This is a genomic window from Burkholderia latens (assembly GCF_001718795.1).
Classification (GTDB): domain Bacteria; phylum Pseudomonadota; class Gammaproteobacteria; order Burkholderiales; family Burkholderiaceae; genus Burkholderia; species Burkholderia latens_A.
Genome location: NZ_CP013435.1, coordinates 1534156 through 1546770, shown reverse-complemented (window position 1 = coordinate 1546770; position 12615 = coordinate 1534156). Strand labels below are relative to the sequence as shown.

Here is a 12615-nt window from a genome sequence, read left to right as displayed (position 1 = left end):
GGTGTTACTGCCGCCCGTCGGCCGCCGTGCTCATCGCTGAATCCAGCGCGGCGTATTGCGTTTCCAGTGCGTCCAATTCCTTAGCGAGTCTCAGCATCTGGTCTTCCATCGAGGCAGCCCAATGGAGCGCAAGTTCGCCAGGTGGCATGCTGGCTATGTCACGGCGAGCAAACGCAAAGGGGGAACTGGACGCTGCCCGTTCATTTTCAGATTTCGCGAGCCACGAATGATCGCCGCTCAAACCGGCGTGAGAAAACGCAATTCGGGCGCGGATCAATTGTGTATGCGGTCCGATCATTTGTCGGCCTCCTCTGGGTTGGCGACACTAGCGGAATTCAATGCGCGGGAGATGGTGGCGAGTCCTACGCCGAAGTGCTCCGCGAGAGATCGCACAGAGCCGCCGTGTTCCGCGTGATACGCCCTGACTTCTGCGTAATCCACGGCGTGCTTCCGCCCCTTGTACTTGCCTTCAGCTTTGGCAACGGCTATCCCTCGCGCCTGCATCTCGCGCCGGTTCAGATAGTCCGCAGCGCCCTGCGCCGCCATGAACGCCAATAGCGCATCGCGAATCCCAAGCCGCAATGGGTCGGTCTCTTGCCCGTCGAACACCATACCGTTGAGCGTGCATTCAACCCGAACACCCTTCTTCATAAGGCGCTGCATGGTCTCGTGGAGTTCGTCGTAGCGCCGCGAGATGCGGTCCAGCCAGCGAACCACCAGGACCCCGCCTTTGCGAAGGTCGCGCTCTACGTGCTGCCACTGTTCACGCTCGGCGGGCGGGACGTGATACCCACTCACCCCCTCGTCTATGAACACATCGTCAGCGGCTATGCCCTGGGCGGCTGCGTCGGCGTATTGGCTCGCAGCCGTTTGCCCGTCGAGCGTGGATACACGTCCGTAGTAGATACGTCTCATGTGCTACGTAACCTCGTTCCGTTGAAGTGGTGTTTCGAATTATCCACTGTTCCGAAAATCTGTCAACTTCAACGGAACGGAAACACATGGCCGTTGCGCGTTCGCTACAGGTATACCTAAACGGAACGGATGGGCAGCAGCATCGACTACGCCAAGACCGCCCTTTTTCTACGCTAAACGTAGAAAACTCACGGGCAACCGCCGACGACTATGCCGCCCTCGTGCCATGGAGCATGCCTGCCACTCCCAACCTCTGATGGGCGTCGTTAAAAGACCGCATACGAAAAACCCAAGTTCAACTTGGGCAATTCGCCCGACACTGCGCGGGCCATGAGTGACATCGGGTCCTCGACGGCCTCCCGTGCCACTTCCTGCGTCATGTACAACCCGTGCTTCCGGATGGACGGAAGGACTTTTGACCTGACCCACTTGCGGAACTCCCGCGCTATCGGTTTGTTAGAACGCATCACGAGCGCGTACAGGCCCGACTCGGAGATCACGGTCGTATTCTGCGGCCCCCCAAGGGTGTGCAAAAGTCGCGCACCCTTTTCGTCAGAATCCAGCGTCCGAACTGCGCTTCCAAGATGCGCGATGCCCACGGCAATACACACGCCCTTCGCAGGGAACCAGAGCTCCCCGTCGATCTCTACGACGCGAAGGTTCATGTTCGGGGCCCGCATGCGCCACGCCGGGATTGCTTCATCCGCGCCATGAGATACCGGAGACCGCATGGGGGAATTTCGGCTCGCGCGGCCGGGACACCTTGTCACGCATTTTTCGGAGAAAAATGAGGGCCATCGCGGATTTCGGTGGAAACCTTCGGAAGAAGTACGGGCGCTCTGCCGTGCCTCGATCAAAATGAGCCCTTGCGCCAGAAACCGAGAGTAGAATAGGCAGACTAAATCGGATGCGTTCGGGGCGTAGCAAGTCATGTCGCAATACCGCGACTGGCTTGGATACGGGGTGCTGGTACACATGCGCAAGGCCGCCATTAGAATCACATGACAAGCATGGAACTATTCAAACACTTATCTGATGTGGTGGCGTTTATTGCCAACGGCTTAACGATCGCAGCCTCTGTAATAGCGCTGTATGTTTTCTTCACAAACAGAAAGAAAATCTCTGCCGCAGTTGACTTACTTCTTAACTACTCGTTTCAAACCACTTTGGGCGAACTCAAAGAAAAAATCGAGCGATTGAATGAGTACAACGCAAATGAGCCAAGCGACGTTCCGGAAATAAAAAACATCCTCCACGAGATTTCCGGACAGATCCAGGGAAACAGTCGCTTATCGGGCGCCATTCCGAATTTAGCGCAGAAAATAGATCGCATGGCAAATGGAAGGAAACTTACCGAACCATCCAAGCGCTCAATCGTTAGTGAGCTGAGAGAAACGTTAAAAAATATCCAGACTTCAAATATTGGATCTATTGCGGGAATCGATGATGAGTAAAATTGTCCAAGCCGTGAATACAATGATTGCACACCAGGATCTTATATCCAATGTGCTCAAGGGCGATAAGGAATACTTCTTCTTGTACAAGGACAAATATAAGTGGTCAATTGTACAAAGGGAAGACGAAACTTTCCTTTGGTATTATCCGGGAACGCTCTCTTTAGAAGACCTCTGCGATATTGAAGAATCCGGGTCCTGGGATGGAATCGACATGGTGAAGTACACCGACCGAGAAATCGGCACGAAGGAGGCCATTGCCTCGTTCGCGGAGCTTTTCACCATCATAAAGGAAAAGGTGTTCGGCCTTGACAAGGTGCTTGATGACATCATCTCTGATGACGATATCTGATATTCATGCAACAAAAAATAGGGACATAGGCGTTAGCGGTTAGGCCAACAATGAAATACATTGCAGTCTGGATACTCGGCAGCGTCCCTCTCGCGGCACTGCCGATTCCCATCTTTGCAACGTGTCAAAACGCAAACCACATGGCATCGGCGCGGTCGCTTTGATGCAGGGCCACGCGCGGATGCCCTTGGCAATGATGACGTCGGCAGCCGGTACCAATCAAGGTGTGCTTGAGTTTACACACCTTCTCGGCGCTTGATAGCCGCATTCACCTTGTGGAGAAGTCGCACTGCCTCATCTACTGACTTCATGCTGCGCCGGGCATCCCGAGCGGCTTCTCGGAGCAAAGCCGCCGCTTTTTGGATCGCGATGAGATCCTCAGTTGCCGTATATCCACCATTGGCAGGCCGCGATGCTGCGGCCCGTCTTTTGTTCGCCCATTGTCGTATGGTCGAAGGAGTTGCCAAGCCATCGGGTATCTCCCCAAGTGCCCCTATGTTATCGACCAGCCATACGGCATCGCGGCGTGCGTTGCGGGCCATGCCGTCAAAACCCACGGACTTTATCCAAGCATAGTAGGCATGGCTCGTGTCGCTGGTGCGTCTCCCGATTGCAAGCGCCCGCCCGATTTCCAGCGTATGCGGTCCACGAACGACGCCCCACAGAGTGAGGTGGCGAAGCGCGTGATGTGTGGTAGCGCTGCCGATCAGCGGAGGTGGGTGGGCATCTTCCAGGGAAGCAGCGCGTCGTAATCATCGGCGGTCTTCGCCAGGGGCAGACGCTGGAACAGCCAGGTGAGGTATCGGTACGGATCGATGCCATTGGCCTTGCAGGTCTCGACGAGCGTATAGAGATTGGCGCTCGCGTTCGCACCGTCGACGGTGTCGGAGAACAACCAGCCGCGGCGCCCGACGCAGAACGGGCGAATCGCGTTTTCGCAGGGATTGTTGCTGATCGGCAGGCTGCCGTTCTCGACGTAGCGGATCAGCTTCGGCCACTGCTCGCGCAGATAGGTCAACCCCTTGCCAAGCAAGCTTTTCGGTACGACGCCGGGAGACTGTTCGAGCATCAGCGCGTGGATGATGTCGAGTACGCGTGCGCTGTATCGTCGTCGCAACCGCTGCCGTCGTTCCGCCGTCCACGCCTCACTCCGGGATTCCGCCGCGAACAGCTTGCCGATCAATTTGATGAAGCGCGTCGCGAGCAGCTCGGGCGAGCGTGCAGCCTTCGGCACGTTCTCTTCCGCCTTGACGAAGTACCGTCTCACGTGAACCCAGCATCCAAGGTGCACGAGTTGGTGACGTTGTGCGATGTCGTTGTAGGGCTCGTAGCCGTCGGTCATCATGACCGCGCCTTCGCGGATCCCGGTGAACAGCTTGTCGGCCAGCTTGGTACCGCGCCCCGGCGTATAGGTGAAGCAGCGGATGGGGACGCCCGAACCGGTCATTTGCGCCCAGAGGTAACTCTTCGTTTGAGGTCGTCGGCCTTCCTCCTTCAGCACCTGGAGCGTCGTCTCGTCGCAGTAGATCAGCGCGGCATCGAGCAACGCATCGCGCATCAGGTTGATCACGGGCTGCGTTGCGAGGCCGACGCGCACCATGCTGGCGGCGATCGTGTTCGAGGAGATGTCGCCGCCGAAGCGCCGCAGCAGACCTGCCTGGCGATACAGCGGCATACCGAACTGATACTTGCCGGTGGCAATCCACGCGAGCGCCGATTCGCTCAACAGTCCGCGCGGGATGATGCGCGGCGGCGCTGGCGTGACCTTGATGCCGAGATCGCAGCACGGACACGCATATTTGACGCGCTGGTGCTGGATCACACGAAGCTGTTCCGGAATCACGTCGAGCTGCTCGCTGATCTCCACGCCAAACTCGACGAGTGCGTGCCCGTCGTGCGCGCAGAAGCGTTCGGCTTCGGGCAGTTCGTGTCGCACAACGTCGCGCGGCAGATTCGGATCGAGCGGCTTGCGATGGCCGCGCTTCTTGCGCGCGTGAGCGGCAACCGTCGTTTCCGGAGTCTCTTCCTGCGCGGGCGTCGCGTTCGTACCGAGCGCCTCGGCTTCGTTGAACAGGCCGAACTGTTCCGAGTCTCGCGCTTCGCTCTTTGCGCCGAACAGCTCGCGACGGTAGGCTCGGAGTCGTTCCTCGGCGAGATCGCGTTCCGCCGTCACGAGACGCAGCACGCCGCGTAGTTCATCTCGCTCTTGCCGAAGTGCTGCGTGCTGCTCGCGTATTGCGAGCAGTTCCTTCAGTTCGTCGGCGGAGAGGGTGACCTGGATCGGCATGCCGGTTAGACTAGCATGCCGATGGCGTGTTCAGCTCACGCGCAGATATTCCTGCTTCGGATGCCGTCGAATCGCAGTGATGTCATCGCCGTCGAGCAACGCGTGTAATACGTCGGTCGTCATCGTCACGACCTCGGCCTTGTTGTCGGGCCAGATGAAGCGGCTCGTCTCCAATCGTTTCATCAGAAGCCAGAAACCACTACCATCCCAGCCAAGGATCTTGATCCGGTCACGACGCCGGTTTCCGAAGATGTAAAGCGACGAGTCCATCGGATTCAGGCGCATCGACTGTTCGACGAGAATCGACAGGCTGTTCATGCCGTAGCGGAAGTCGACAGGATCGCGATGCAGATACACCTTCAGTTTGTCGTCGAACCGGAACACGGCATCCTCCCCAGGATCTGAACCAGGGTCGTCAGTTCGTCGATGGTCGCGATGGCCTTGCCCAGCTCGAGTTCGACACCGTTCGACAAACGCACCTGGAGCGCGAGCGTCATCGACAACCGTGGCGAAGTCGATGCCGGCGGTGACAGGGGCACGGGTGCGGCAGAGGAAACGACCGGCAAGAACGCCGGTGGGGGACTCATATCCACTGGACTTCTGACTCTCGGCCCGGGGGCGTCGATCGAGACGCCATCGATTACCATCAGGTCCGGATCTCTTGACGCCTGCAGCATCTGCTGCTGATAGCGCGAGATCCAGCGACGCAACTGGTTCGGATTGACGTCGTGATCCATGGCCGCTCGGGCAATCGATACGCCAGGCTTCAGGCAAAGCTCGACCAGCTCTTGTACGGCCGCCTCATCAAATTCACGTCGGCCATCCCGTCTGCGGCCAATTACCAGTCTGCTTCGAAGGTCTTGTTTCTCGGTCATCACGGTCTGAGTGCATGTGTCCACGCGGACACTTAGCTTCTGACCTTCTGCCCTTCATTGGAAGGGCGTCGTTCGTGGACCGCATACTTTCCAGCCACCAACGGCGGTGCGTGGCCTGCGATTGTTCGCGTCGCTCCCTTGCTTTCTCTCCCGGCCCACGGGATAAGGCACGGCGTCGCGGGGCGTCCTTTTGAAGATACTCCCAAGCATCCTGCCCGCAGGCTACGACGGGATCCTCCGATCTCTTTGGCTTTGGCGGAGCGATTAGGCTTACCACTTCAGCAGAACCCCGAACGCGGACCTGAAGCTGACGAGCGCAAGCGCTACTGGAACAGCGACCGCGAGCGGCACCCACCACGGCATTCGGGCGAGTCGCCGTGTTTCCGCGAACTGCCGTTCCGCTTCGCCCAATAGCTGCATGGTAAAGGCATCAGACCTCGCGGCGAATTCCTCAGCTTGGCGCGAACGCATACGAGTCCTCAGGCGTAATCATGTTGGTTGCCAATTCTAACGCCCTCCCACTTCGTCGCTCCCAAGTGTCTTGATCTCGTCGCAGACATGCTGACAGTCCGTACGTCCCAGGCTTATGCTTGTGGGCACAACGTCACACGGGGATTACTACGATGGACATGCAGCAATTGACGGCAGCGGCCGCGTCGTTGAAAACGGCAATGGATTTCGGTAGGGCCGCACTGGAACTGAAGAATTACAACGATATGGCTGCAAAGGTTTCCGACCTGAATAGCAAGATTCTCGACGCACAACAGTCACTGTTCGCGCACAACGTACAGCTATCGGAATTGCAAGAGGAACACAGGACGGCTTTACGCGACCTCGAAGCAGCGAAGATCGCCCTAGCCGAGCGCGGCCGCTATTTACTGCACGCAGTAGCCCCGGGCCGCTTCGCGTACCGAGCAGAGGCAACGGCGACAGAGCCGGAGCACTATATCTGCCAGCCGTGCTTCGACGGCCCGGATCGGCGCAAAGCTGTTTTACAGGACCACCCTCCCACGCAGCGGACGGCCGGTTATTTGTCGTGTCCAGTATGTACCGTGAATGTTCGATACGCCAACTCTACCGGTCAAGGTCAACGGTCTGTGGCTGGAGGACGGAATAGCTGGATGGCGCGGTGATCCTGGGCCAGTCGATGCGGTCGAGAGCTTCCAGCATGGTCGGAAGCGACGCGGCGGCGGTGTAGGTTTTGCGCCCTGCGGAACCCTGGGCGCTATGTCCAGTAATGGAATCCATCGTAGCTTCGCCAACATGCTTCTCTGCCAGCGCTGACCGGAGCCAATGGCGGAACTTGTGCGAGCCTTCAAGCGCCCCTTCAGGCAATACTGCATCCTTGCGGAACTGACGGAACCATTGGCCCATGGTGTCACCCGGTCCCCGAGCACGCCCCCACGCAGACGGGAATGCAGGACCGGTACGGCCCAGGATTCCCTGGAGCCACTGGACAAACCAAGGATCGGCCAAGAGGTGCGCGGCCAGCGGTACGACCCGCTCAGACTCCTGAGTCTTGACCGTGCCAGCCTCGCCAGTGATCCGTATTACCGTGATCCCGTTCCGGGTTTGGAAGTCCTCTTTCCGTAGCTGCGCGATTTCGCCAATGCGGGCACCAGTGTGCAGCAGCAACAGCAGCAAAGCGCGACCATCAGACGGCGCTACGTCCTGCCAATGGGGGACGTCGGCCATGCGGGCAGAGAACAGCGAATGACCGAACATGCGCCGCAGTTCATCGTCGGTCCATGGCCCACGTGATTTCGCCCCAATAGTCTTGTCAAACGTGAGGTCAAGCGGATTCCGCTCCAGTAAATCGGCCTTCACTGCGACGTTCGCTAGGGACGTAATGCAGGCAGCATGGTTTGCCGCCGTCTTACGGGACCACCCCCGCGCCGGGTCCAGCAAGAATTCAACGAACGCGGCCCCCTTGGCCTTCGTCAGTTCAGTAAGCGGTACGTTACCCACTGCCTGCTCGAACAACGTCAGCGCCCTCTCCGTGCGTCCAATGGCGTTGTCCTTAGGGGCGTTGCGTGCGATCCAGGACGGTACGACATCGCGTAAGGTCTTGGGCGGCTCGGCGGGCTCGGACGACTCCGCGTGTACCTGCGGCGGCTCCGGTGCAGGCGGGGTATCGATAGGTGCGCCACCCTTCCGCGCCAGCACGTCCTGCCAGGCCGCCATTGACGCCCGCGCGATTTGGAGTAGCCCGCGCATTCCCTCCGGGGATGACCAATCGACCCGGATACCCCAAGCATCAACAGTACGCTCGGCGTAGGCGCGTGCTGACTGAAGGTCACCGCGTTTCATTGCCACCAAGTCCGCAGAGTATGACCGTCTCAGACCCTTCATTCCTAACGCCTTCAGTTCCGGCTCAGGTGTGAGGAACGTCACATTGTCGTCAGCTTGCAAAATCTGGTGGCGTAGCACGTCTGCAATCTGGCGCACCAACGCTGACGTGAGCGTAACAAACGGCGCAGGGGCGGCTTTGGCCCGCAACGCGTCGAATCGATCCCGATACTCTGCTATCAGCTTGAGGGCCTTGGTGATTGCCTCGTCGCGGTTCGAGGTACGCAAGCTCGCCCGATAGGCGTCGGCCTTCGGCTTGCCGGTCTTGGGATTGCGGAAGTGTTGTTGCAGGTCTTTGGGCACGCCGATCCGGAGGTGGAACACGGACGAGCCAGGGCGCAAATAGACGCCAGTGGGAAGGGTTGCCAAGTCAGTCATCTCCGCATTGTTGCACGGCGGAATTGACACACCAAACTGACACACCCGGAAAAAGGAAAGGCCTGGAAAGCTACGCCAGATAAGGAAACCCTTTACTGACAAGCCTTCCAGGCCTTGATTCCTGGTCGGGGCGAGAGGATTTGAACCTCCGACCACCTGCACCCCATGCAGGTACGCTACCAGGCTGCGCTACGCCCCGAAAGAACAAAATTATAACAGACAGTTCCCTGGCTGAGAACGGGTCGCATGCATTTTGTACATCCGCCGGCGTAACTTTTTTGATGGCGCGGTGTGATCGATGCGAACGACCGGCGCGCTCGCGAATACCGCGTCGCGAAGCGAATGGAGCCGGCCGTTCCGTCGCGGAGCGCTAGCGTGCGTGTGCGCTCGTCGCGTGACAACGTCGATGAGCGCGACGCTTCGTCAGATCGCACGCCGATCGACACGCGGCCAATGTCGTTCAATCCGGAAAAGCGGCGCCGGATGCCGACCGCCGCGGTAACCATACCGCAGCACTCGCCCGCCGCTCAGCTGCTGGCGGCATTCGATCAAGTCGTCATGTTCGAGCGCTTGATGATCGCGCAGATCGACAAAACCAAACGAGCGTTTGATCCGACCGCCCCGCGTCCGCGGATCCGTTGTCCCGCCGTGCGCCGCGCCGCCGAGGCCCGGCGCCGACTGTTTGGTTACGCCGCTCTAGCGCGCTATGACACACTGCACGGCATCGACGTCTGCGCCGCGCATTCGCGGTGCGCCGCGTCGATCACGACAAGACATGGAGACAGACGATGCGGAATGCGGTCCGGCGCGGCCATCGCACGCCTTTGGCAATACTCGACAGGATGTCCGGCCTGCGACGCACGGCCGGCCTCGTTTCACTCGGCGCTTCCCGCGTGCTCGGTTGCGCTGCGCTTGCGCTCGGGCTGCTCTGTGCCGGTTGCGCCGAACCGGCCGCGCAGCGGGACGGCAACGCATCGCCCGCGCCGACCCGGATCGAACGCGCCAAAGCGGAACGTCTCGCCCGCGAGCGGCAAATCGCGCGCACCGTGCCGTCGCTCGCGTCGCTCAGCCTCGCGCAACCACGGCCGTACACGCTGCGCGACTCGGGCCAGAGCGGCGCGATGACGTTCCTGCGCGATGTCGATTTCCGCATCGTCGGCAACCTTGGCTTTTTCGTCCATCAATTGTCCGCAACCCTGTTGCCGACCCAGCGCGGCGCGCCGATCGTATTCGACGATCCGACGAGCTTCGAGATCGACGTGCACGAAGGCACCGTCACGCTCGACGACGCGAAGCTGACCGCGCTCTTCAACACGTACATCTTCGGCTATCGCAACGCGCCGCTACGCAAGCTCGCGGTGTCGGCCGGCGACGGCGTGATTCATCTGCGAGGCGAGATGCAGCGCGACGGCTGGGTGCCGTTCTCGCTGACCGGCACGCTCGCGATCCGCGATGGCAGCCAGCTCGTGTTTCATCCGAGCGCCGTCCGCGTGTCCGGCATCGATGCGCAGCCTGTAATGCGCGCGGCCAATGTAAAGATGGCCGATTTGCTGAAGGTGGAGACGCCGATCGCGCGACTCGCCGGCGACGATCTGGTGATGTCGGTCGACAAGCTGATGCCGCCGCCGCGGCTGAAAATCCGGATTGCCGCGCTGCGCGTGACGCCCGCCGGCCTCGACCTGACGCTCGACGACGGCTCGCACGCCGGCTTCGCGCTCCCGGCGAACGCGTCACAACAGGCGATGTACATCCGTGGCGGCGACGTGAAGTTCATGCGGTCGATGCCGATGAACGCCGATATCCTGATCGGCCCGGTCGATCCGGCAAAGCGCGGCCAGAATTTCGTGTTCGACCTCTATCACTATCGCGATCAGGTATCGGCCGGCTACTTCAATTTCGACGAAAACGGCGCGATGGCGATCCGGATGCCGTCATATGCGGATCCGGCCGGCGGCGCCCCGCTCGGCAATGCGGCCGCTCGTCTGAATGACAGCTTCCTCGCCGCGCAGCAGAGCGCGTTGCGCGACGCGCGTCAGCACTGGGAAGCGTTTGCGGTCGCGGACGGCACGCCACGCTTCGGCATGCAGAAAGTGGCGATGCGCCGCACGTCGACGACGCCGTTCAACGAGCGGCACGTGTCGAACCGCAATCCGACGATCCATCTGCACAACGTGCACTTCAACCTGTCGGGCGACATCGGGTTCCATGTCGAGGATCTCGACGTGCAACTGATCGCGAAGCGGGCTGGCGAACCCGTCGACCTGGACGACCCGAACCAGTACGACATCCGCATTCTTGGCGGATCGGTCGTCGAGTCGTGGAAGGCGATGTCGGCGCTCTTCAACGACTACCTGCTCGACTACTCGCCGCGCTCGCTGAACGACCTGCAACTGAGCGCGGACGGCCAGGACCTGCGCGTGCAGGGCGGCATCAAGTTGTGGAATCACGTGCCCGGCGTGTGGCTGCCGACCGACATGAAGGGCTCGCTGACGGTCCTCGACGATCGCCACCTCGCGTTCAAGCCGTCGCAGGTATCGGTGCTCGGCATCCCGCAGGCGAAGCTGCTGCGCTCGCTCGGCATCGAGCTCGCGTCGCTGACGCCGCTGCAGCGCCGCGGCGCGGAATTGCGCGGCGACACGCTCGTGCTCGACCAGTACACCGTCTTCCCGCCGCCGGTGCTGAACGGCAAGCTCGACCACGCAACGGTCGAGCGCGACGGGTTGCGCCTCACGTTCCGGCGCGCCGCCGATGCACCGGTGCCGAAGCGGCCGCAGATCGATGCGCCGAGCTACATGTGGATGGAAGGTGGCGACATGAAAATGTTCAACGTGCTGGAGCTGAACGTCCGTGCGCTGATCCGGAATTCGGCCGAAGCCGGCCCGATGCGTTTCGACCTGTACGACTACCGCCGCCAGGTTGCACAGGGCTCGGTGCGGATGCTGCCGGACGGCACGCTGGTCGTCGACATGGGCAAGCCGAACCCGCTCGCGGCACGCTGATCGCGTCAGCCAGCGGACATGAAAATGCCCGGCGGCGCTACGCCTACCGGGCATTTGCTGTTTCTAGCGTCGTGCTCGTTCGCGTTTTCAGTCGTGCTTCAGCCCGTCGATGACGTCGAGGAGCGCCTGCCGCAGCGCGACCACGTCGACCGCCACCCCGGGCCTGGCCACGCCGCGCACGTCGGCGGCCGGCATGCCGGGATCGGCCGGCTCTGCCGCCGCGCGTTCACCGCCCGGCGAATCGAGCCGGTTGCGCGCGCCGTTGATCGTGAACCCCTGTTCGTACAGCAACTCGCGAATCCGCCGGATCAGCAGCACTTCATGGTGCTGGTAATACCTCCGATTGCCGCGCCGCTTCACCGGCCGCAACTGCGTGAATTCCTGTTCCCAGTAACGCAGCACGTGCGGCTTGACCCCGCACAGTTCGCTGACTTCGCCGATCGTGAAGTAGCGCTTCGCGGGAATCGGAGGCAAGACGACTTTCTCAACCGTAGTGGTCATCGTCGGTTAACCGTCGGTAAAGGGTGCGCGGCGGCCGCGCGGAGACGTCGGCGCGCGGACGTTACTCCGCGCCGTTTTCGACCAGCGCCTTCAGCTTCTGGCTCGCGTGGAAGGTTACCACCCGGCGGGCAGCGATCGGAATCGCCTCGCCCGTCTTCGGATTGCGGCCCGGACGCTGCGGCTTGTCGCGCAGCTGGAAATTGCCGAATCCCGACAGCTTGACGCTTTCACCATTTTCGAGCGCGTCGCGGATCACTTCGAAGAACGCCTCGACCATGTCCTTCGCTTCACGCTTGTTCAGCCCGACGCTGTCGAACAACAGCTCCGCCAGCTCCGCCTTCGTCAGCGTTGGCGTCTCGGCGGACGCCGGCGCCGAAGCGTCGCGGTTCATGGCGCTGCGTTGCGCCGTCAGGAGGGCTTCGAATTCACTCGAGGTCATGTCGTTCATATCTGCCATACAGCGCGTTAAACCAAAACTTACGAGGGGAAAAAGCCGCCCGTGAAC

Annotated in this window: 13 protein-coding genes and 1 tRNA gene; 4 read left to right on the top strand and 10 right to left on the bottom strand. The window is 60.8% G+C overall.

Translation table 11 applies throughout. The annotated features are described in order from the left end of the window. Positions 1 to 4: 4 nt before the first annotated feature. From WK25_RS07310 to WK25_RS31650, 3 genes are all read right to left on the bottom strand, one after another. The gene (locus tag WK25_RS07310; protein ID WP_069241324.1) at positions 5 to 298 is read right to left on the bottom strand and encodes a hypothetical protein; all 294 of its coding nucleotides are present in this window, start codon (positions 296 to 298) and stop codon (positions 5 to 7) included. Continuing rightward, positions 295 to 915, bottom strand: coding sequence for a recombinase family protein (locus WK25_RS07305; protein WP_069241323.1), 621 nt, complete (start codon positions 913 to 915; stop codon positions 295 to 297). Before WK25_RS07305 ends, WK25_RS07310 begins: the two co-directional genes overlap by 4 nt. 266 nt (positions 916 to 1181) lie before the next feature. Further along, positions 1182 to 1580 (bottom strand): Bro-N domain-containing protein, encoded by a 399-nt coding sequence (locus WK25_RS31650; protein ID WP_167432641.1) that lies wholly within the window; start codon positions 1578 to 1580, stop codon positions 1182 to 1184. A gap of 345 nt (positions 1581 to 1925) precedes the next feature. Between WK25_RS31650 and WK25_RS31155 the strand changes: the two genes are divergently transcribed. Together WK25_RS31155 and WK25_RS07295 are read left to right on the top strand one after the other, a co-directional pair. Then, positions 1926 to 2369, top strand: a complete 444-nt coding sequence (locus WK25_RS31155) for a hypothetical protein (RefSeq protein WP_155740164.1) — start codon at positions 1926 to 1928, stop codon at positions 2367 to 2369. Further along, on the top strand, positions 2362 to 2721 hold the full coding sequence (locus tag WK25_RS07295; RefSeq protein ID WP_063549556.1) for a hypothetical protein: 360 nt from the start codon (positions 2362 to 2364) through the stop codon (positions 2719 to 2721). Before WK25_RS31155 ends, WK25_RS07295 begins: the two co-directional genes overlap by 8 nt. Positions 2722 to 3427: 706 nt before the next feature. On the opposite strand, the gene tnpC is transcribed toward WK25_RS07295, so the two are convergent. Genes tnpC through WK25_RS30105 form a run of 3 tightly spaced genes read right to left on the bottom strand, consistent with a single transcriptional unit; the run spans position 3428 to position 5883 of the window. Beyond that, entirely contained in the window at positions 3428 to 5008 is a 1581-nt protein-coding gene (gene tnpC / locus WK25_RS07290; RefSeq protein ID WP_069240766.1) for an IS66 family transposase, read from the bottom strand. A gap of 30 nt (positions 5009 to 5038) precedes the next feature. Continuing rightward, entirely contained in the window at positions 5039 to 5392 is a 354-nt protein-coding gene (gene tnpB / locus WK25_RS07285; RefSeq protein ID WP_059760883.1) for an IS66 family insertion sequence element accessory protein TnpB, read from the bottom strand. Further along, a complete protein-coding gene (locus tag WK25_RS30105; protein ID WP_083252996.1) occupies positions 5368 to 5883 on the bottom strand; it encodes a transposase in 516 nt (171 codons plus the stop codon). Before WK25_RS30105 ends, tnpB begins: the two co-directional genes overlap by 25 nt. Before the next feature lie 623 nt (positions 5884 to 6506). Between WK25_RS30105 and WK25_RS31150 the strand changes: the two genes are divergently transcribed. Next, the gene (locus WK25_RS31150; protein WP_156789017.1) at positions 6507 to 7016 is read left to right on the top strand and encodes a hypothetical protein; all 510 of its coding nucleotides are present in this window, start codon (positions 6507 to 6509) and stop codon (positions 7014 to 7016) included. On the opposite strand, the gene WK25_RS07270 is transcribed toward WK25_RS31150, so the two are convergent. Both WK25_RS07270 and WK25_RS07265 read right to left on the bottom strand, forming a co-directional pair. Continuing rightward, on the bottom strand, positions 6958 to 8601 hold the full coding sequence (locus WK25_RS07270) for a DUF6538 domain-containing protein (RefSeq protein ID WP_226209473.1): 1644 nt from the start codon (positions 8599 to 8601) through the stop codon (positions 6958 to 6960). The genes WK25_RS31150 and WK25_RS07270 overlap by 59 nt on opposite strands. 131 nt (positions 8602 to 8732) lie before the next feature. Next, positions 8733 to 8809, bottom strand: a tRNA-Pro gene (locus tag WK25_RS07265). Between the two features lie 589 nt (positions 8810 to 9398). Here WK25_RS07265 and WK25_RS07260 point away from each other — a divergent pair. Further along, positions 9399 to 11609, top strand: coding sequence for a hypothetical protein (locus WK25_RS07260; protein ID WP_069241948.1), 2211 nt, complete (start codon positions 9399 to 9401; stop codon positions 11607 to 11609). Positions 11610 to 11696: 87 nt separating this feature from the next. Here WK25_RS07260 and WK25_RS07255 read toward each other — a convergent pair whose 3' ends face one another. Next, on the bottom strand, positions 11697 to 12110 hold the full coding sequence (locus WK25_RS07255; protein WP_040144037.1) for a MerR family transcriptional regulator: 414 nt from the start codon (positions 12108 to 12110) through the stop codon (positions 11697 to 11699). Between the two features lie 61 nt (positions 12111 to 12171). Next, the gene (locus WK25_RS07250) at positions 12172 to 12558 is read right to left on the bottom strand and encodes an integration host factor subunit alpha (protein ID WP_040144036.1); all 387 of its coding nucleotides are present in this window, start codon (positions 12556 to 12558) and stop codon (positions 12172 to 12174) included. Positions 12559 to 12615 lie beyond the last annotated feature (57 nt).